22 protein-coding genes and 1 pseudogene are annotated in these 19138 nt (G+C 72.1%); 5 read left to right on the forward strand and 18 right to left on the reverse strand.

From position 1 onward, the window contains the following. Window positions 1–17 precede the first annotated feature (17 nt). From ACIQFU_RS24635 to ACIQFU_RS24660, 6 genes are all read right to left on the reverse strand, one after another. On the reverse strand, window positions 18–959 hold the full coding sequence (locus ACIQFU_RS24635; RefSeq protein ID WP_402554329.1) for an alpha/beta fold hydrolase: 942 nt from the start codon (window positions 957–959) through the stop codon (window positions 18–20). A 334-nt stretch (window positions 960–1293) separates the two neighbouring features. Further along, window positions 1294–1896 carry a hypothetical protein gene (locus tag ACIQFU_RS24640; RefSeq protein WP_402554330.1) on the reverse strand — a complete coding sequence of 201 codons (603 nt, stop codon included), beginning with the start codon at window positions 1894–1896 and terminating at the stop codon, window positions 1294–1296. Window positions 1897–2210: 314 nt separating this feature from the next. Further along, window positions 2211–2960, reverse strand: a complete 750-nt coding sequence (locus tag ACIQFU_RS24645; RefSeq protein WP_402554331.1) for an MBL fold metallo-hydrolase — start codon at window positions 2958–2960, stop codon at window positions 2211–2213. Window positions 2961–3082: 122 nt separating this feature from the next. Then, complete coding sequence (locus tag ACIQFU_RS24650; RefSeq protein ID WP_402554332.1) at window positions 3083–3583, reverse strand: cupin domain-containing protein; 501 nt, start codon at window positions 3581–3583, stop codon at window positions 3083–3085. Further along, complete coding sequence (locus ACIQFU_RS24655) at window positions 3576–5333, reverse strand: MFS transporter (protein WP_402554333.1); 1758 nt, start codon at window positions 5331–5333, stop codon at window positions 3576–3578. Before ACIQFU_RS24655 ends, ACIQFU_RS24650 begins: the two co-directional genes overlap by 8 nt. A 14-nt stretch (window positions 5334–5347) precedes the next feature. Continuing rightward, the gene (locus tag ACIQFU_RS24660) at window positions 5348–5851 is read right to left on the reverse strand and encodes a MarR family winged helix-turn-helix transcriptional regulator (RefSeq protein WP_402554334.1); all 504 of its coding nucleotides are present in this window, start codon (window positions 5849–5851) and stop codon (window positions 5348–5350) included. 224 nt (window positions 5852–6075) lie between these two features. On the opposite strand from ACIQFU_RS24660, the gene ACIQFU_RS24665 reads away from it, so the two are divergent. After that, window positions 6076–6453 carry a hypothetical protein gene (locus ACIQFU_RS24665; protein ID WP_402554335.1) on the forward strand — a complete coding sequence of 126 codons (378 nt, stop codon included), beginning with the start codon at window positions 6076–6078 and terminating at the stop codon, window positions 6451–6453. Window positions 6454–6655: 202 nt separating this feature from the next. After that, window positions 6656–8053 carry a D-alanyl-D-alanine carboxypeptidase/D-alanyl-D-alanine-endopeptidase gene (dacB, locus tag ACIQFU_RS24670; RefSeq protein ID WP_402554336.1) on the forward strand — a complete coding sequence of 466 codons (1398 nt, stop codon included), beginning with the start codon at window positions 6656–6658 and terminating at the stop codon, window positions 8051–8053. A 121-nt stretch (window positions 8054–8174) separates the two neighbouring features. Here the strand turns inward: dacB and ACIQFU_RS24675 are convergent, their stop codons facing one another. Then, on the reverse strand, window positions 8175–8384 hold the full coding sequence (locus ACIQFU_RS24675) for a hypothetical protein (protein WP_402554337.1): 210 nt from the start codon (window positions 8382–8384) through the stop codon (window positions 8175–8177). 317 nt (window positions 8385–8701) lie between these two features. On the opposite strand from ACIQFU_RS24675, the gene ACIQFU_RS24680 reads away from it, so the two are divergent. Next, window positions 8702–9412, forward strand: coding sequence for an alpha/beta fold hydrolase (locus ACIQFU_RS24680; protein WP_402554338.1), 711 nt, complete (start codon window positions 8702–8704; stop codon window positions 9410–9412). Between the two features lie 21 nt (window positions 9413–9433). Here the strand turns inward: ACIQFU_RS24680 and ACIQFU_RS24685 are convergent, their stop codons facing one another. The 5 genes and pseudogenes from ACIQFU_RS24685 to ACIQFU_RS24705 form a co-directional block, all read right to left on the reverse strand. Further along, entirely contained in the window at window positions 9434–10477 is a 1044-nt protein-coding gene (locus tag ACIQFU_RS24685) for an FAD-binding oxidoreductase (RefSeq protein ID WP_402554339.1), read from the reverse strand. 71 nt (window positions 10478–10548) lie between these two features. Further along, a pseudogene (locus ACIQFU_RS24690) lies at window positions 10549–10854 on the reverse strand (FAD-binding protein); the annotation flags it as partial. Window positions 10855–11071: 217 nt separating this feature from the next. After that, window positions 11072–11458, reverse strand: a complete 387-nt coding sequence (locus ACIQFU_RS24695) for a fic family toxin-antitoxin system, toxin component (RefSeq protein ID WP_402554340.1) — start codon at window positions 11456–11458, stop codon at window positions 11072–11074. Next, window positions 11455–11751 (reverse strand): DUF1778 domain-containing protein, encoded by a 297-nt coding sequence (locus ACIQFU_RS24700; RefSeq protein WP_402554341.1) that lies wholly within the window; start codon window positions 11749–11751, stop codon window positions 11455–11457. The genes ACIQFU_RS24695 and ACIQFU_RS24700 overlap by 4 nt, the downstream gene beginning before the upstream one ends. A gap of 75 nt (window positions 11752–11826) precedes the next feature. After that, window positions 11827–12021: a hypothetical protein gene (locus ACIQFU_RS24705; RefSeq protein WP_189750420.1), complete on the reverse strand. Its 195-nt coding sequence runs from the start codon at window positions 12019–12021 to the stop codon at window positions 11827–11829. A gap of 259 nt (window positions 12022–12280) precedes the next feature. Here ACIQFU_RS24705 and ACIQFU_RS24710 point away from each other — a divergent pair, with 259 nt between their 5' ends. Next, window positions 12281–12574, forward strand: a complete 294-nt coding sequence (locus ACIQFU_RS24710) for a hypothetical protein (RefSeq protein WP_402554342.1) — start codon at window positions 12281–12283, stop codon at window positions 12572–12574. Here ACIQFU_RS24710 and ACIQFU_RS24715 read toward each other — a convergent pair. After that, on the reverse strand, window positions 12558–13556 hold the full coding sequence (locus ACIQFU_RS24715) for an SAM-dependent methyltransferase (protein WP_402554343.1): 999 nt from the start codon (window positions 13554–13556) through the stop codon (window positions 12558–12560). The genes ACIQFU_RS24710 and ACIQFU_RS24715 overlap by 17 nt on opposite strands. Before the next feature lie 190 nt (window positions 13557–13746). Then, on the reverse strand, window positions 13747–14373 hold the full coding sequence (locus ACIQFU_RS24720; protein ID WP_402554344.1) for a TetR/AcrR family transcriptional regulator: 627 nt from the start codon (window positions 14371–14373) through the stop codon (window positions 13747–13749). A 51-nt stretch (window positions 14374–14424) separates the two neighbouring features. Between ACIQFU_RS24720 and ACIQFU_RS24725 the strand changes: the two genes are divergently transcribed. Beyond that, window positions 14425–15114 carry a hemerythrin domain-containing protein gene (locus tag ACIQFU_RS24725; RefSeq protein WP_402554345.1) on the forward strand — a complete coding sequence of 230 codons (690 nt, stop codon included), beginning with the start codon at window positions 14425–14427 and terminating at the stop codon, window positions 15112–15114. 97 nt (window positions 15115–15211) lie between these two features. Here the strand turns inward: ACIQFU_RS24725 and ACIQFU_RS24730 are convergent, their stop codons facing one another. The 4 genes from ACIQFU_RS24730 to ACIQFU_RS24745 all read right to left on the reverse strand — a co-directional run bounded on the left by ACIQFU_RS24730 (window position 15212) and on the right by ACIQFU_RS24745 (window position 19116). Next, window positions 15212–16429, reverse strand: a complete 1218-nt coding sequence (locus ACIQFU_RS24730) for an ABC transporter permease (protein WP_402554439.1) — start codon at window positions 16427–16429, stop codon at window positions 15212–15214. Window positions 16430–16479: 50 nt separating this feature from the next. Beyond that, complete coding sequence (locus tag ACIQFU_RS24735) at window positions 16480–17196, reverse strand: ABC transporter ATP-binding protein (protein ID WP_402554440.1); 717 nt, start codon at window positions 17194–17196, stop codon at window positions 16480–16482. Window positions 17197–17264: 68 nt separating this feature from the next. Further along, the gene (locus ACIQFU_RS24740; protein WP_402554346.1) at window positions 17265–18437 is read right to left on the reverse strand and encodes a hypothetical protein; all 1173 of its coding nucleotides are present in this window, start codon (window positions 18435–18437) and stop codon (window positions 17265–17267) included. Beyond that, complete coding sequence (locus ACIQFU_RS24745; protein ID WP_402554347.1) at window positions 18418–19116, reverse strand: hypothetical protein; 699 nt, start codon at window positions 19114–19116, stop codon at window positions 18418–18420. Before ACIQFU_RS24745 ends, ACIQFU_RS24740 begins: the two co-directional genes overlap by 20 nt. Window positions 19117–19138: the final 22 nt, after the last annotated feature.

The raw sequence follows: 19138 nt of genomic DNA on the forward strand, positions 1-19138 counted from the left end.
AGCGGACCCTCTCGGCCTCAGGCGGCCCCGGCCCGCCGCCCGACGGTCTCACGGACGAAGTCGCGGACCCCGTCGGCGAACGTCTCGGGCTCTTCGATGTGCCCCAGGTGCCCGCTGTTCTCCAGTACCAGAAGCCGCGAGCCGGGAATCAGCCGGTGCAGCTCCTCGCCCCAGCGCGGACCGCAGATCACGTCGTGGCGGCCCACGACCACCAGCGCCGGCACGGCCAGTTCCCCGAGCGCGGCCCGGTCGTCGACGGTGTCGGGGGAGAGGTGCTCGTCCAGCCCCGAGATGTACGTGGCCCGCATCGCGTCCCGGACCGGGCCCAGCCGTTCCTCCTGGCCCCAGTAGTCGGCGAAGTACGACGGCAGCACGCCCCGGGCGACCGCCACGGTCGACTCGTCGTCGCAGATCGAGGACATCGCGCCGAACGCGGCGAGCACCTCGGACAGACCGGGGCGACCGGCATGCCGTGCTGCGAACTCCTCCACCCTGCGCCCCGCCTCGGCGCCGTGCTCCGCGCCGGTGACGGGCGCCCCCTCGTAGAGGATGACACCGGCCAGCCGTTCGGGGCGGTTCAGCGCGTGGTGGGCCGCGACGAAGGCGCCGTGCGAATGCCCCAGCAGATGTACCTTGGGCACGCCGAGCCGGTTGATCACCTGCTCCAGGAAACGGCTGTACCGCTCTCGTGTGTAGCCGTGCGGATGCGAGGGGAGACGGCCCGACTCACCGGTGCCTATCGGTTCGACGTAGACCATGGTCAGGTGTTGTTCGAGTGCGGGCATACGGAGGTAGTCCCAGAAGATGCCGGGGCCTCCCGAGTGCGCCAGGCACACCGGGCCGGTGCCGTGGACGTGGTAGCGCTGGGGGATTCCCCCCACTTCGAAGGAGTGTGTGCCCTGGGGGAGGGGACCGGTGCTCGACGGCGGCGCGTCGGTGAAACGTGTCGTGGTGCCCATGGGGGTCTCCCCATCTGTGCGGGTCTGTCTGACACCGAGACGACGTTGGGAAGGGGGGCCCAGAGTTCGAAATCCGGCGCGTGATCCACGTCACGTGCCCGGGACGCGGCCCTCCTCGTGCACAGGATCGCCGGGGGAGGGGGCTCGGAGTAGGCCTCGCAGTAAGATATGTTTGACAGCGTTGTCATGTCACACGTGTCTCTTCGGTCCGGTCCGGGCCGAGTCGAAGAGACACCGCGGTCGGCTTCTCTCCCGGACCGTCCGGTAAAGAAGCCGAACCCCGCTCTTCCGCGTCGTGACGACCGTGTGTGGCACCGGGGGACGGTGTGAAACCTCAGCTCTCGTCGGCCCCCGCGCCGGCGGACTCGCCCCCGGAGTCGCCGACGGGGGAGTACATCACCGACCGCTGCTGCTTGTGGCGCCGGATCCGGCCCTTGGCGACAAGGGACTCAAGGGTGTTGCGCACCACCTGTGGCGTCGGCGTCCGGTTCGGGTGCTTCTCCATCAGCTCGTCGCGCAGTTCCTTGGCGAGACGGGGCTCGTTGTAGGTCCGCAGCAGGTCCATCAGCAGGTCTCCGAGCAGAGGCTGCCGCGACTTCCCCTTCGCGGCTCCCTTCCCGGCGCTCTTGCCCGGTGCCTCCTTGGCCGGCGCGGAACGCCGGGACGCCGCCCTGCCGGAGGAGGAAGTGCCCGCGGCACCTCGCCCCGTCTGTGTGAGCGCGGGCTCGCCCTGCGCCTGCTCGGGCAGACGGGACGGGTCCAGGGAACCTTCGTACCGCTCGGCGAGGTTCATGATGTCCGACAGGAGGGCCTCCTCCTGCTTCAACATCGTGATCTTCTCGGCCAGTTCCTGTTGCAGACGACGGTTTTCCTCCAGGTCCGACGCGGCCTGTTCGACGTACCGCGACCGGAGCGTGGCGGCTGATTGGCTGGTCACAACCGTTCACTCCCTCGTATTGGATGATGCTGCGCATGGTACCCACGCCGTAGCGGATGTGCCGACGCGTGCGAACGACGGCAGACGACCGGTCGCGCATGTCTACGTGCCGGAATCGTCGGTACACCTGTGCGTATGGGAGGCAACACCCTGCCCGACCGCCCGGGGCCCGCGACCGACTCGTACACACGAACGGACCTCCCTAGGGGACATGCCCGGGAATCGGTGTCGCCGAACCGCCCACACGCACCTTTCACGGGTCACATGTGGATTCAGGCGCACGCGGACGCGGCAGGGCCGGGGGAGCGCGGACCCTACCGGACGGCGCGCTCGCGTGCCGCGGCGGCCGCCGCCTTCACCGCCCCGCGGTGTACCGGCCCGTGACCGGGTACGAGGACGTCCGCGTCCACGCCCTCGACGACGGTCAGGGCGTCGAGCGCACAGGCGCGGTCGGTGTGGAACATGCCGGGCAGCAACTGCGGACCGGTGACACGCGAGGTGGGATGCCCCGTGACCAGGGCGTCGCCGCCGACCAGGATGCCGCTGCCCGGCAGGTGGTACGCGCAGTGCCTCCAGGTGTGACCCGGCGTGTGCACGGGCACCGGTGCGCCGGGCAGGTCGAGCGCCCCCGGCGCGGGAAAGGGGCGCGGACCGTGAACGGGGACGGGCCTGGTGCCGCCCGCGCGCAGGGCGTGCACGGCCCAGGGGAGTACACCCGGTCGCCATGCCCGGGCGAGAACCTGCCCGACGGACACCTGGTCGAGGAAGTCGCGGCGTGCGTGCGCTACCTCCTCCTCGTGCATGAGCACCGGCGTACCGTGCGTGACCCGCAGGCGTTCGGCCGAGCCGATGTGGTCGTTGTGGGCGTGGGTGACCAGGATCGCGGCCACGGACTCCGGGGCGAGCCCGACGGCGTCCAGCGAGGCGAGCAGGGCGTCGTGGTCGCCGGGGTAGCCGGTGTCGATCAGGGTGCAGCTGGCGCCGTCCTTGACGATCACCCAGTTGGTGTTGCTGCCGGAGACCGCGTACACCTCGTCCCCGACGTGGACGAGGTCGTCGCGCACTGCCTGGGCATGGCGTTCCTGTTCCTTTCGGTGCGTGCGCCCCCACGTCGTGCGGCACACGGGGGCGCTGGGGCGGGCGCCGACCGGGAAACCCCCGTCCCGGCGACGCACGCCCGGCCGGGTCACTCGCCGGCGCGCTCCAGGTCCGCCGGGGTGGCTCCGGGCGGGCCGAGGATGACGTCCCCCAGCTCCTCGGTGATGGCCTGGAACAGACCCATGTCCCACTCGGTCTCCGGCGTGGCCAGGTGAGCGGGGGTGCCGCTGCGGCGGATCAGGTCGGCGAACTTGCCGGGGGAGGTGATGTTGAGCGAGCGCGCTCCGTCCGGGCCGGCCTTGATGGTGTGGGGCGTGTTCATCGGGATCGCGTAGAAGTCGCCGGACCGCAGCGTGAAGGTGTCCGGACCGGCCCAGACCGTGAGCGACCCGGAAACGACCCAGATGCGCTCCTCGTAGCCGGTGTGGAGGTGCAGCGGCGTCCCGGCGCCCCCGGGCAGCGTGATGTCCGACAGGTCGTGACGGCCGTCGGTCTCCTCCGCGGAGGTGAGGACGGAGAGCCGCAGATGCTGGCCGAGGACGAACTGACGGTCCTGGGGGACGGGCGGCGGCGAGGGGAACTCACTCATGGCGAACAGCTCCTGGACTGGGGAATCTGCGAGGACGCCGTGCACGGATGTCGCTGCGGGCACGCGAAACGCGGGGGCATCGAAGAGCGCCCCCGGGGATGGTGGGGACCCTATACCCAAAGCCGCGTACACGTGTGAGCCCAAGGCGCGTGCGGCGCGGACTCCGGAAACGGCCGGCTTGCTCGGGTGAACGGTCGTTCGCGACGAGGTGAGGGGCCGGGGCCGCGCGTCGTGAAGGCGTGCATGTGCACCCGGTGCCCGGAGCCCGGGTGTCTGCGGGAGCCGGTGATACGTGACACATACAACGACCTGTCGGACCTCGCCGATCGCCCACTCGGCCACCTGTGCGGTCACCCTGTCCATGCGTGGTGAAAGACCTCGCGACCGGCGGTTTCTCCGACCGGCGGGACGGTGCGGCACCGGCCGCGACCGCACCCGGCACGCACCCGGAAAACACGGATGCGGAACCTCGGCGCCGGAAGAAGGTCACCACCGAGGAGGCCGCGCCCAGGTCGCCCGGCTCCACCTGGTTCTGCGTGCACAGCACCAGGTTCTGCAACGTCATGCCGACGCCGAGACCCATCAGCACCATGAAGATGCCGATGTGCCAGTACGGAGTGTCGTACCGGAGGGTGCCCAGCAGTCCCAGCCCCGCGGTCAGCAGCAAGCCTCCCGCCAGCAGCCAGGACTTCCACCTGCCGGTCTTGGTGATGATGATGCCGGAGACCGTGGAGGAGACGAACAGACCACCGATGAACGGGATGGTCATGACGCCCGACCTGGTCGGCGAGTCGCCGCGGGCGAGCTGGAAGTACTGGCTGAAGAACACCGTGCCCGCGAAGAGCGCGATACCGACGAGCAGCGAGGCCAGCGAGGCCAGGGCGATGGTGCGGTTGCGGAACAGCCGCAGCGGGATGATCGGCTCGGCGGCCCTGGTCTCGACGAACAGGAAGACCAGGGTCAGCACGAGGGAGGCACCGACCAGGGCGTACGTCTGCCAGGACAGCCACGCGTACTTGTCGTCGGCGAAGGTCACCCAGACGAGCAGCAGGCAGACGGCGGCGGTGACGAAGAAGGCGCCGGCCCAGTCGACCTCGACCTTGCGCCTGAGTACCGGCAGGTTCAGCGTCTTCTGGAGGACGACCAGCGCGACGACGGCGAAGGGCACGCCGATGTAGAGGCACCAGCGCCAGCCGAGCCAACTGGTGTCGGTGATGACGCCGCCGAGCAGCGGACCGCCGACGGTGGCGACGGCGAAGGTCGCTCCCAGGTAGCCGGAGTAGCGGCCGCGCTCACGCGGGGCGATCATCGCGGCCAGGATGATCTGGGACAGTGCCGAAAGGCCGCCGCCGCCCAGCCCCTGGATGACCCGCGCGCCGATCAGCGTCGCCGGGTTCTGCGCCAGACCGGCCACGACGGAGCCGATGACGAAGACGGTCAGGGATATCTGGACCAGGACCTTCTTGCTGAACAGGTCCGCGAGCTTGCCCCACAGGGGGGTCGACGCCGTCACGGCCAGCAGGGAGGAGGTGACGACCCAGGTGTAGGCGCTCTGGCCGCCGCCGAGGTCGTTGATGATCTCGGGCAGGGCGTTGGTGACGACGGTCGAGGACAGGATGGCTGCGAACAGACCGAGCAGCAGCCCGGAGAGCGCCTCCATGATCTGCCGGTGCGTCATCGGGGCGCCGTCCGGGGCGCCGTCCCCGTGCGTGGCCCGTGCCCGTACACCGTCCGGTGCGGATGTTGCCATGGGCTTCCTTCGTTTCACGTGGTGATCGCGGGTGTACGGGCGGAGGGCCGGTCCCCGGACGGCGGTGCGGCGAGCGGACCGCGGGGGGTGCGGCAGTCGTCGAAGCTGGCCCTGAGCCGGGCCATGAGCCGGGTGAGATGGCCGACGTCGTCGTCGGTCCAGTCGCTCAGCCGGTGGGCCAGCAGTTGCGTGCTCCGCTCCGACAGATCGTCGAGCCGGGCACGGCCCTCGGGCGTCAGACGCAGGATGCGCGAGCGCTTGTCCGCCGGGTCGGGGATGCGCTCGATCCAGCCGCGGTCGGCCGCGTGTGTGACGTGCCGGCTGGTCACCGACGTGTCGATGGCGAGCAGCTCCGCGACCTTGCTCATACGTATGTCGCCGTGGCGGCCTATCAGTGCCAGTACGGCGGCCGAGCCACCGGGGCAGTCGGGCGGCAGGATGCGGCCCAGCTCTCGCCTGACGGCACCGAAGGCACTGAACTGACGGACCAGCTCCTCGTAGTGCGCCCTCTCTGCCATGGACACCTCCTGAGTTGTTGCTTGAGGCAACCATAGATATGTTGGTTGTTGCGGGCAAACTAAAGTAGGTGTTTACGCACAAAGAGTTGGCAAAGGTGTGCATAGGCTCCCATAGTGTCCACCCAGAATCAGCCATATATAGTTGAAACATTGACAACTATGTGCCGTGCCTGCACTCTGGGACGCCGATCGACGTGTTCGTCCCATCGGCAAGAGGAGAAGCCATGCACAGGTCCGGACCCCGGCGCGCCGCGCTCGCCGTCGCCTCCACCGCCGCCGCACTGCTCCTGGGGGCGGCCCCCGCCACGGCGTCGGCGGCGTCCGGCCCCGTCCTCGTGGACGACTGGGACCCGGGATGCACCACCACGGGCAACCTGTGCGTCTTCGAGACGGAGTGGTTCACCGGCCGAGCGGCCCTCTACGAGGGCGTGGACAGCGGCTGCGTCACGGCGCCCTTCGGAATTCTCGCCAACATCAACATGACGGACAGGCCCGTCACCTTCTACAAGAACGCGGACTGCACCGGCGCCTCGGTCACCGAACCGGCGGGCAACTTCCACTCCTGGAAGTCGCGCGGGCCCATGCTCAGCTTCCGCGGCTGAGCGGCCCCACCGGGCGCTCGTACATCTGAGGTGTCTCTCTGTGCCGTCGTCCCCTCGCACCTGTCCCGGCCCGGGCCGGGACAGGTGCGAGGGGACGAGCCATCCGTGGAGTCCCGAAGCACACACATGTGCGGTGGTAGGGTGCGCGCCGAGCCACCCCTTCAGAGCGGAAAGCTCTGCACCCGAGCCTTGGATTCTCCATATGAGTGATACGTCAGGCCAGACACGTATGAACGCCTTCACTCCGGGCGGCCATCACCGCCACCGGAAGGTGAGAATGACCGGTTCGGCGGTCCGACGGGCCGTAGTGCTCGCGATGGCCGTCCCCGTGGCCTCGGCTGCGCTGGCCGGCACTTCGGCGTTCGCCGCCGACCGGAACACCGCGACGACGGTCCCGGACACCACGGGGGCCACGGACGCCACGGCGGCCCGGGACAGGGGCGTCGGCGCCGGCCACGAGCAGCTCGTCAGGAACCTCGACGCACGCGTCCTCGACCAGCGCCTGGGAGCGGACGTCAGCGGCGTCGTCCTGGACGCCGACTCGGACACCGCGCTGTGGGGCCACAACGCCACCACCGCGATGATGCCGGCGTCCAACGCCAAGCTCGCCACCTCGACCGCCGCCCTGACGGTGATGGGCCCGAACCACCGGTTCACCACGAAGGTCGTCTACGGCCACGGCACGCTGACCCTCGTCGGAGGCGGCGACCGGACCCTCAGCGGCGACGACCTCGCCGAGCTGACGAAGACCGCGGTGGCCGGACTCAAGGCGGCGGGCCTGACCTCGGTGAAGGTCGCCGTGGACGACAGCCTGTTCGCCGCGCCGTCCCTGGCCAACGGCTGGAACGAGGGCTACTACCCCACCGAGGTCGCCCCGGTCCGCGCACTGGTGGTGGACGGTCACAGCGTCGAGGACACCTCGCTCGACGCCGGGAAGGTCTTCGCCCAGCAGCTCGCCGACGCCGGCGTCGCCGTCGAGGGCGACGTCACCCGCGCCACCGCGCACCACCGGGACGTGCCGGTCGCCCGGCACAGGTCGGCGCCCCTGAGCGAGATCGTCAAGACGATGCTCAAGACCAGCGACAACAACATCGCCGAGACCCTGCTGCGCATGACCGCCGTCGAGTCGGGCCGGCCCGCCACCTTCGAGGGCGGCACCGAGGCCGTCCGGCACGTGCTCAGCCACCGCTACGGCGTGTCCCTGGAGAACTTCGAGATGTACGACGGCAGCGGCCTCTCCCGCGCCGACCGCATCCCGGCCGCGACCCTCGCGCAGATCCTCGAACTGCTCACCGAGCACCGCAACACGCACACCCTCGGCTCCATCCTGGAGGGCCTGCCCGTCGCCGGCGAGGCCGGTGCCACCCTGGGCCCGGAGTGGGGGCGCTTCGACGACCCGAACTCCGAGTGCGCCGTCGGCAAGGTCCGGGCGAAGACCGGCACCCTCACCGGAGCCATCGCGCTGAGCGGCCTGACCCGGACCGACGAGGGCGAGTGGCGGGTCTTCTCCTTCATCGAGAACGGATCGACGGCAGCCCCGAACGACATCAAGGACGCCATGGACGGCCTCGCCGCCACCGTCAACGGCTGCTACACCTGACACCTGACACCTGACACCTGACACCTGACACCTGACACCTGACGCCCGGCGCGGCCGTCATCGGCGCCCCTCCTTGCGGCAGTCTCGCGGAGAGACCCCATGACGTGTTTGAAGGCCGTGCTCAGAGCGCTCTCTCGGAGCCGTACCCGACCGCTCGGGCGACGACCGCGACCGGGTCGCCGCCCGGGCGGAGCCGCTTCGCCGCCGGCCCGAGGCGCCGGCCCGTGAGGCAGCCCAACAGCCCCTGCACCACGACCCGTTCGAGGCTGCCCACGCGCTCGCCCCCCGGCACCGTCCTCACCGCGCTCCAGCGCCACCTCGGCCGCGACACCCTGTGCTCCTTCGGCGTGGTGCACGGCGAGCACGGGGTGACCACACCCGCGTACTTCACGACCTCGCGGCAAGGAGCCCAGACCTCGGTCCTGCCGGCGGCCTCCCCGCTGCCCGCCGGGGTGACGGGCCGCTACTTCGAGGACAACGAGGAGGCCCCGGCCGTTGCGCGCGCGGGGGGAGGGCCGGGTGGCCGGTCACCCTCTCGGCCCCGAGGCCGCCCACCGGCTGCGGACCCGCGCCGCGGCCGCCGTCCGGGCCCACCGACCCGGACCGCGCCCTCACCCCCACCCCGCTCTCTTCCCGGAAGGCACACACATGACCACTCCCGCCCACGCCCCCGCCCCCGCCAGGCCCGTCGTCCTGCTCGTCCACGGTGCCTGGCACGGCGCCTGGTGCTGGGAACTGCTCGTTCCCGAACTCACCGCGTGCGGCTGGCAGGTGGAGACGGTGGACCTGCCGAGCGCCACGGCCGACCCGCACGGCACGGCCGGCATGTACGACGACGCCCGCGTGGTCCGGCGCAGGCTGGACGAGCTGACGCGGACCCGGGGCCCCGTCACCGTCGTCGCCCACTCCTACGCGGGTCTGCCCGTCACCGAGGCCGCCGCCGGCGCCGACGTGTCCCGGCTGATCTACCTCGCGGCCTTCCAGCTCGACGTGGGGGACTCGCTGGCCTCGATCGCCGGCGGGGGACTCCCCGAGGGCGACACCGGCACCCTGCCCGCCCACGAGGACCCGCGCACCCACCTCTACGCGGACGCCACCGACGAGGTGGCCCGCCGTGCCGCCGGCCGGCTGGTCCTGCAGACGGTGAAGTCCTTCAGCGAACCCCTCACGCAGGCCGCCTGGAAGACCGTGCCCTCCAGCTACGTCGTCTGCGAGCAGGACCGCGCGGTCGACCCGGCGTTCCAGAAGGTCATGGCGGCCCGCGCCGGGCGCACGTACGCCCTGCCCACCAGCCACTCGCCGTTCTACTCCGTCCCCGGTCGACTCGCCCGCCTGATCACGGCGGACGCGGACCACTGACCGGGGAGTCCGGCGTCCCGCTCAGGCGGGCAGGATGTTGTGGTTGAAGCGGAACAGGTTGGCCGGGTCCCAGTGCCGCTTGACCTCGGCCAGCCGGGCATACCGTTCGGGCCCGTACGCCGCCCGTACGCCCTCAGTGTCCCTCGCCTCGTCCGGCGACAGGAAGTTCACCATGCTCCGGTCCGCGGCCCACGGCGCGAAGCCGTCCATGACCGCGGCCAACTGGCCCCTCAGGTCGTCGGCCTGGTCGCCGCCGCCCACCGCGAAGCTGAAGAGGACGAACGGAATGCCCCTGACGGACACCGCGTTGGGGACCTCCGGCTCCCGGTCGAAGGCCCCGCCGAGGGCGCGGATCTCCAGGTTCGCCAGCCGGCAGCCCGACCCGGGGCCGGTGAGCGCGACCAGGGTGTCCGCCGCCTTCCGCGGGAACTCCCGCAGGGTCATGCTGCGGTCGAAGTACGGCATCGGGTCCACCGGGTCCAGGTGGATCTCCCCGATGGCGGTGACGGGCTTCTCGCCGACCGTGTCGAGCAGCGCCGGAGCGGCCCGGCGCAGGGGCGCCAGGAGCCGCTCGCCCTCGTCGGCGGAGCCCAGGTGGGCGAACCGGACGTGGACCACGAAGGCGCCGCGCAGCGGTCCGGGCAGCGTCGGCAGGTCGGGCAGCCGCTGGACGCCCAGGGACGTGGTCGCCTCCTCGGGGAGGGTGGGTGCCCACAGCCGCCAGGCTTCCAGCACCTCGGCCAGGTGCTCGCCGGAAAAGTGGAGGCCGCCGCCGTGGAAGCGGGTCACCGGGAACACGTCGAACTCGATCTCGGTCACCACGCCGAAGTTGCCCTTGCCACCGAGCAGGGCCCAGAACAGGCCGGGTTCGCCGTCCGGGGTGACGGTGCGCAGACGCCCGTCGGCCGTCACGACGTTCAGGCGGCGCACGTGGTCGGCCGCGTAGCCCTTGGTCCGGCCGAGCAGGGGGCTCTGTCCGCCGCCCAGGGTGTAGCCGACCACGACGACCTCGGGCGCGGAGCCCGCGATCGGGGCGAGGCCCAGTTCCGCGGTGCGGGGCAGCACCTCACTCCACCGCAGCCGGCCTCGGCGCGTACGGTGCGCGCCTCGACGTCGACGGACATGCGCTTCATCCGGTGGGTGGTGATGAGCACGGCGCCGTCCGCCGCCCCGACGATCTGATGCGCGGCGGACTTCACCGCGACCGGTATGCCCTGGGCGGCCGCGAACCGGACCGCTTCGCGTACGTCGCCCTCGCTGGTGGCACCGACCACGACGGCGGGTGTGACGGCGCAGTTCAGGTTGTGGGTGGCGCACTCGGCGTCGTACTCCGCCGTTCCGGGTACCAGGACCGGGCCGGCCACCTCCCGCAGCGCGAGCCTCACCACGTCCTGGGCCCGTAGTCCGGCTCCGCCGGTCCGTCCCGCAAGTTTCCCGCTCATCGTCGTCTCACCAGTCCGCCGAGTGTCGTCGGCCCGTTCCGCGTCGCACCACTCCGGGTCGCCCGAGGACGCGGCCGGAGTGGTGCGACGGAGGAAAGAACCCTGCTCACAACGACGACGAGGCCGACGCGGCGGAAGTTCACGGGCCGGTGCGACGGGACGTGTGCGGGGAGGGCTCAGCCAGGTGTCCCGCCCACCGGGCGCCACCGGGCGCGGGTCAGGCGACCGTCCACTCGCGCAGCCTGCGGCCGATGCGGGCGACGCCGAGTGCCCCTGACGCGGCCTCGCGCACCAGGGCGACGGCGGCTTCGGGCCGGTAGTCGAGCCGGCAGTCGTTGAGCAGGAGGTAGGCCTCGGCGGAGTGCCAGGCGAAGGCCTCGTTGGAATGCTCGAGGCACGGCAGCCGCACCAGGGTCTGCAACAGGGCCGCGCCCTTGAGGTGCAGCGAGCCGTAGATGTCACGTTCCAGCGCCCGGGCGTTGACCCGTGCCGCGGCGGCGTACAGCGGGCCGTAGTCGTCGACCTGGGGGTCGCCGTCCAGCAGTTCGGCCGCGTGCAGCAGGAAGGTGACGTCGAGGGGGTGGACGGGGTGCGGGTCGCTCACGCGGCGTGGCCCCGCCCGGGGAGTTCCAGCTCCTGACGTGCCCGCGACTCGGCGGCCCGCTCTTCGGCGCTGCGGTCCACACCGCCGGGGCCGGTCGCGAAGGCCGCGCCGCTGTGCGCCATCGACTCCCGGAAGTGTTCCAGGAAACGCTGCTCGACGGCCGTCGCCCGGGCGTAGGCGGCCGAGAGGATGTACTCCTGCAGGCTGACCCCCTCGTGCTTGGCGGCGGCCGCGATCGCCGCGCGCTGCTCGGGGTCGGGGAAGCGCAGGTTCATGGCCTTGGTCTCCGACATGGCACCGATGGTACCACTGGTGCCCTGCCGGACGGCCCGGGCCGTCGTCGTATCGGGGGGTGCGCCGGCGGCTTCTCAGAGGCCCAGGTCGAGGGCCAGGCAGTTGAAGTACTTCCAGGACCCGGCGGGGTCGTAGCGATTGTCGAGTCCACTGTCCGGGCTCGCGGCCGTCTCCTCGACCATGTCCTCGAACCTGACGCGCTCGGGCAGCTTTCCGAAACGGGCCTGCCGGGCCGCCGCCGCGCTCTCCGTGGTGACCTTGATCTGCATGTCTGCTCCGCTCTCTCGATGGCGGACTGCGCCGTGTAACTCGGTGGGACCAGCATGCATCTCATTGCGTCACCGGTCAAGGAGGTGACGCAAAGTGGACGGGAGGGAAGGTGGACGTATGAGATATGTATTCAATCAGTACGCATGTGTCTGCTCCAGGTGAGACACATAAGCTACGCTTCTCACACACGCCGGTGACGCCGGACCTGACCCTCGGGGAGCCCGGCCCGTCCCGGGTGTGCCCGTGGAAGGGAGTCCGATGCCGTTCACCCGCGCCCTGCGGTTCCTCGCCGCCCTCGCCCCGTCACAGGCCCGTGGCCCGGCAGCCCCCGCGGACGTCTCGATCCCGTCACCGACGGGCTCCGGGGGAGGAGCGCACGTGGCGGGGCCCTTCCTGAGCCGCGCCCAGTGCGCTGCGGTGCTCGCCTCGTACCGGGCGTACTACCCCGCGAACGAGTACCGGTACGGGAGGGACGAGGACGGAGCCTGGAACGTCTACCGCGTCGCGTCCGAGGACCCGTCCCGGTGGGCGAGTGTCACGCCGATCCGCTGACCGGCCCGGCAGGCACGGGGCAGATCCGCTGGTCGCCGGGCAGTTCGGTGCCGAGGGCGGCGAAGATCCAGCGGTTGGCCGCCAGCGCGTCGTCGGGCGCCGGAAGCGGGCCGCGCCCGTGGCGCCGGGTGAAGTCGAACGGGGTGCGCACGGCCGTGGACCATCCGCGGCCGGTCAGCTCGCCCGGGGAGTCGGGGCGGGGCTCGGGGCTGAAGAGCGCGAGCAGGTCGATGCCGAGCCTTTCGCGCACCGCGGCGTAGACGGGGAAGTCCCGTTGCCGGGCCGGGTCCACGTCCTGCTTGATCTCGTAGGCGAGCATGCTGCCCGGCGGGCTGTGGGCACGGACGGCCGAGACGAGGTCCACCTCCGCGGCCGGCGGCAGATAGGGCACCAGCCCCTCGGCCAGCCAGACCGTCGGGCGTTCCGGGTCGAAGCCCGCCGCGACGAGGCTCGCGGTCCACTCGTCCCGGAGGTCCGCGGGAACCGCGACGCGTCCGGCCCGCGGCCCGTCCCCCGGGCTGCCCGGGGCGTCCACGCCGCGAAGGCCGCGCACGCCGTCCAGGCCGTCCAGCACGGACCGTTTGAACGCGAGCACCTCCGGCCGGTCCACCTCGAAGACCGTGCAGCCGTCCGGCCACGGCAACCGGTGCGCGCGGGTGTCCAGTCCGGCGCCGAGCAGCACCACCTGGGTGACCCCCGTTCCGGCCGCGTACAGCAGGAAGTCGTCGAAGACGCGGGTACGCAGGCCGAAGAAGCGGGCCAGCCGCCCCCACAGCGGGTCGGCGTCGCCGTCCGGCACCTCCTGCGGGCGCAGTGGCCAGCCGGCGCAGGCGGGTACCGCCCGGACGAAGCGCGCGGCGTACTCGTCCCGGGCCAGGGCGTCGGGCCGGCCCGTCTCGACGGCCCGGGCGGCGGCGACCAGCAGGGCGGTCAGTCCCACGCCCGCGACCCCTCGTGTGCCGCCTGCTGCGACCTCGGTCATTTCCGTCTCTTCCCGTGCTGTCGTGGCTCCGGCCCCGGCGCCAGTGCTCGACCGCCGCCCATATGTGTGAATGGCGGGCAAGGTATGACTCTACCTGTGTGCCGCCCTCGGCAATGTGTCTCGCACACCGGCGGCACCGACGTCGGACAGCCGTCGCCGGTCCGCCCACCCGTGTGCGGACCGCCAGTCGTCAGCCGCCGTGGCCCGTGGGCGAAGGCAGCAGGGCGTCGGCCGCCCGCGCGGCCAGCCAGTCGGCGCCCTCCGCCCAGGTCCAGCCGAACCCGCGTACGGTCCGCCAGGCGTCCTGGCCGAAGTAGAACCACAGGATCTGCCCGGTACGGACCGCGTCCAGGCGGACCTCCGGCAGGGACGCCAGATGATCGGCGACGAGGGCCAGCCGCTCACGGTAGCGCTCGACGGCGTGCTCGGCCGCGGCGGCGACCGCCGGGTCGGCGGTCGCGTTGTCGCGCAGGAAGTTCAGGACGCGTGCGTGGCGGCGGGTGATCTCGCCGGTGCTCCGGCCGGTCAGGCGCAGCACCTCCAGGCCGTCCGCGCTGGCCAGCATCGCGTCGAGCGCGGTCTGGATCTCCTCGTCCTCCGTACCCTCCCTGGCCAGCGCGTCGACCAGGGCCGGCTTGCCTCCCACGCTCGTGTACACGGTGTTGAGGGCGACCCCGGCCCGGTCCGCGATGGCGGAGACCGTGGACCTGGTGTAGCCCCGCTCGACGAACAGTTCCTCCGCGGCCCGAAGGATGGCGGTGTGTGTCCGACCTGCCGCGACGGCCCGGACTCTCGAACTGTAGGTGCGCTTCGTCATCCCGTCATTGTGGCAGGCTCACATTGATATTAATGGAGGTACTATCAATGTATGTTGATTAATCCGGATGCCCCGGCCGACAAGCCCGAGATCCAGCAGATGAAGGTCATCCACCGCGTGATGAGGAGGGAGTTCGCCCAACTCCCCGACCTCGTCGCCGCCGTGGGCGCCGGCGACACGGCCCGCGCCCGTCTCCTGGGCGAACACCTCTCCCTGGTCCTGGACATGCTCCACGAGCACCACGAGGCCGAGGACGAACTGCTCTGGCCGGTCCTCGTGCAACGCGTTCCGCTCAAGAAGGACCTGATCGCCGTCATGGAGACGCAGCACCAGGCGATCGGCGACGCCGTCGACGCCGTGGCGGCCCGGTTGCCCGCATGGACCGCGCAGGCGGGGGCCACCGCACGCGACCTGCTCGCCGGCGCCCTGCGGGATCTGGGCCCGGCGCTGACCGAGCATCTGGACCTGGAGGAGGAAGAGGTGCTTCCCCTCATTCACGACCATCTCACCGTGCCCGAATGGCTGGCGCCGCAGAAGCACGCCATGAAGCACGGCCCCAGGACACTGACCGGCAAGCTGACCCTGGCCGGCATGGTCCTCGAGGACGCCACGCCGCGCGAACGCGCCTGGTTCCTCGGCGAGATGCCCGCCCCCGCCCGGCTGCTGTGGCGGCTGAGGGGAGCCCGCCGGTACGACGAACATGTGCGGCTGGTCCGGGCCGGCGTACCGAGCCCGAGCTGAGCGACCGCGCACAGGCCGGGCCGGACGCGCGGCGCGGGACGGCACGCGGCGCGCCCGGTGGACACGTCCGGCGCGCCGCACCCGCCGGTCACGCCGGTCACGCCGAGGCTAGCGCCTCCGTCGGGGTGAGCCGCGCCGCCCGGACGGACGGGTACACGCCCGCCACCACGCCGATGACCACCGCACCGCCCACCCCCGCCCCGAGCACCGTGAGCGGAACGACCGGCCGCCAGCCCTCGTAGAGGGCGTAACCGGCGGTGGCCAGTACGCCGATCACCGTCCCCGCGGCCCCGCCGAGCAGCGAGAGCACCACCGACTCGGTGAGGAACTGCCCCCTGATCTGCCCCCGGTTGGCGCCGAGCGCGCGTCGCAGACCGATCTCCCTGCGGCGTTCCAGCACCGAGATGTACATGGTGTTCGCCACCCCGATCCCGCCCACCAGCAGCGCCACCGAGGCGAGCCCGAGGAACAGGGACGAGAAGGCGGAGTCCGTGGCCCGCTTCGCCGCCAGGGCGTCCGAGGGCCGGCTGACCTGCACCAGCCCGGGCAGCTGCGGATTGAGGGTGGCGGTCAGTACGGACGAGACCGCCTCGATCGCGTCCTCGCGTGCCTTCACGTACACCACGGTGGGATGCCCGTCGAAGGCGAGGTTCCTCTTCGCCGCCTCCCAGCCGACCAGCACCGAGCGGTCGAGGTCCGGCGCGAGCGGCAGCGGATCGAGGATGCCGACGACCGTGAACCACTGCGTCCCCACGATGATCTGCGGTGCCTGCCGCCCCGGCGCCAGACCGGTCACGCCCAGCCGGGACGCCGCGTCGTGACCGAGGACCGCCGTCGGCAGCCGGTCGGTCGAGGCGTCCAGGAACTTCCCCGCCCGCACCCGGCCGCCCACCACCGGCAACAGGCCGTCGCCCGCGGCGAGGACCGTGAGCCCCAGCCCGTCGTGGGGATCGGTCAGGTCCGAACGGTGCACCAGCTGGTGGGTGTTGGCCACCTGACTGGACGCCGTGACCGGCCCGATGCGGGCTGCCATCCGGTCGGCCGCGTCCGGCAGCACCACCGGAGGATCCTGACCGGGCTGCGGCACCCCGCGCAGCAGGTTCGTCCCGAGCGCCGACAACTCGTCGTTCAGCGCCTGCTGGCCGGACGCGGGGATACCCGTCACCAGGACGAGGGTCGCGATGCCGATCGAGATGCCCAGCGCGGACAGAGCCGCGCGCAGCCTGCGGATGCGGACGCCGAGCAGCCCGAGCCGCAGTACGTCGGACGGGGCCAGCCTGGCCGGCCGGTCGAGCCTCCCGGGAGCGGCGCCCACCGGTTCCCGTCCGGGGACGACGCCCACCGGCCCCCTTCGGCGCGGGGCGCTCACCGGGTCTCCTCCGGGGCCGAACCGGTGCCGTCCGGCGCCGGGACCCGGCGTGGACCCGTGTCCCCGACGACCCGGCCGTCGCGCATCTCCACCCGGCGCGGCAGCCGCGCCGCGATGTTCCCGTCGTGCGTGATCACGGCGATGGTCGTGCCCTCTCTGTTCAGCCGGACGAGCAGGTCGAGAACCGCCCGGCCGCCCGCGGAGTCCAGTGCGCCCGTCGGCTCGTCCGCGAGCACCAGGGCCGGTTCGTTGACCAGCGCGCGGGCGATCGCGACGCGCTGGCGCTCACCACCGGACAACTCGTGCGGCAGGTGCCCGACACGGTGACCGAGCCCGACCCGTTCCAGCGCGCCGAGCGCCAGCGGAGTACGCCGCCTGCGCGGCACCCCCGCGTACAGCAGGCCGGTGGCGACGTTCTCGGCCGCGCTCAGCCCCTCCGTCAGGTGGAACTGCTGGAAGACGAAGCCGAGCCGGCGCCCGCGCAGTGCGGACAGCCGCCGGTCGCTCAGGGACGCGGCGTCGTGCCCGGCGATCTCCACGGTGCCGCGGGTCGGCAGGTCGAGCGTCCCCATGATGTTCAGCAGCGTGGACTTGCCGGAGCCGGACGGGCCGACGACGGCGAGCAGTTCGCCCTGTTCGACGGCCAGGGAGACGTCGTCGAGCGCCGTCACACCACCGGGGTACGACTTGCTCGCGCGGGTGAGCCGCAACACGGCCGTCCGCCCGCCCCCACCCGCGGTCGTGCGGGCTCCGCCGCCGTCCGGGCGCAGGTGCCGGGCCCTCACGATGCCGTCACCACCCGCTGACCCTCCTCGACCCCCGCGCCCGAGACCTCGACCCGGCCCTTCGCGAACAGCCCCGTCTTCACCGGGAGCAGCCGGCCGTCGGGCCGCTGGAGCGCGTAGCCGCCCTCCTGGAGAGCGAGCAGCGCACCCACCGGCACGGCGAGCACGTTCTCGCGGGTCCGCGTCGTGAAGGTCACCCGCACGGATGCCGCGTCCAGGCCGCCGAGCGAGGCACTGTCCGTCGCCACCACGGTGACCTGCAAGGACGGTGGGGTACCGGCGCCGGACGGGTCCAACTCGTCGGCGGCACCGCCCTGAACGGCCGTACCGACCGACGCCACCTCGCCGGGCACCTCCCTGGCGTCGGGAAGGGTGATCGAGACGCGGTCGCCCCGGTGGACCCGGGCCGCGTCACCGGCGGCGACCGTCACCGACACCGACTTGCGCCGGGAGGTCACCGCCAGGACGTCCTCCGCCACCGGGTCACCGAGCTGGGCCTTCACCGCGCCCACCCGGACCGGGCCGGACAGCACGACCAGCTGCCCCACCGACAGCGTCCCGGTCTGCGGCTGGCCGGTGTCGCGCTGCCAGCGTTTCAGCGCGTCGAGGAGGGAGGACGTCAGCAGCGTCCCAGGAGCCCCGCCCGCGCCGGTGGCCGGCCGGGCGTCGCGTGGCTCGGGGCCGATGTCGTACCCGAGCGCCTTCAGGTTGTCCGCGAGGACGGTCACGTCGGTGCCGCTCGCCCCGGCCTTCACGGCCGCCTTGTCCAGGGTGCGGAACACCGGGGTGTCACCGTAGAAGACCATCACCGGCCGGTCGTCCCGCCAGTACAGGGGCTTGCCCCGGGTGACCGTCGCCCCGGGCGCCGGCAATCTGGTGACCACCCCCTCGCCCGTGCCCCTGATCGTGAGCGGCGGGCCGTAACCGAGCGTGCCGGGCAGTGTCGTGCTGTCGGCCAGGTCGGTGCGGCGCACGAGCGTGGTCTGCGCCGACGGCGCGTCGACCGGCCGGGCGTGGGCGGCGTCCCCGTGCCGCTTCAGCGCCGTACCGCCACCGACACCGCCCGCGACCACGGCGAGGACGGCGACGGCGACCGCGATCCGGCGGCCGGTCCGCCGCCCGCCCTCGGCGGAGGCGTGCGTGGCGCCCCTACTTCTTCCCCTTGCCACCGAACGCCTCCAGGCGGCAGTCGTTGTCGGTCTTCCGGAAGGCGGGACTGTCACCGGCACCGGTGAAGTCGTCGTCGTACGTCCAGCCGTCGGGACTTCCGTCGGGCTTGAACACCTCGTGGACCTTCAGGCCCTTCGAGTTCAGGCACTTGACGTAGGCGCGGTAGTCGTCCGCGTAGTGCGGGTTGGTCTCGGGCCGTTCCTCGACCGGCTGGAGCGGCATCTTGTAACGGCACGCCTCGTACTGCTTCTTGTACTGGTCCGCGACGTCCTGGGCCGGGGGCGCCTGCTCGCCGGGATGCTCGACCCGCCCGGTGTTCATCGGGACGCCCCGGGCCTGGAGACACGCCCAGTACCCGTCCCACAGCCGGTCGATCTCCTCCTGGGAGCTGTCCAGGCGCAGCACGGGCCGTCTGGCCTCGTCGGCGGCGGCCGAGGACCGCGCGGACGGGTCCGCCCCGCGACTCCCGCCGCCCGGCGACGGCGTCACCAGCGACGCGACGCCACCGTCCGACGACGTCCGTCCACTGCCGTCGTCCCCGTCGCCGTCCCCGCCGGCACAGGCCGTGAGGACGAGGCCCGCCGCCAGGAGGACGGCGCTCAGGAGGCCGGTACTGCGCGGTCGGGCGCTGCGACGCGCGCCTGCGGCCGTATGCGGCCGGTCTGTCTCGTGGTCCATGGCACCGGAGCCTGCCGCGCGA

It is taken from the genome of Streptomyces sp. NPDC093065 (assembly GCF_044754585.1).
In the GTDB taxonomy this organism is placed as follows: domain Bacteria; phylum Actinomycetota; class Actinomycetes; order Streptomycetales; family Streptomycetaceae; genus Streptomyces.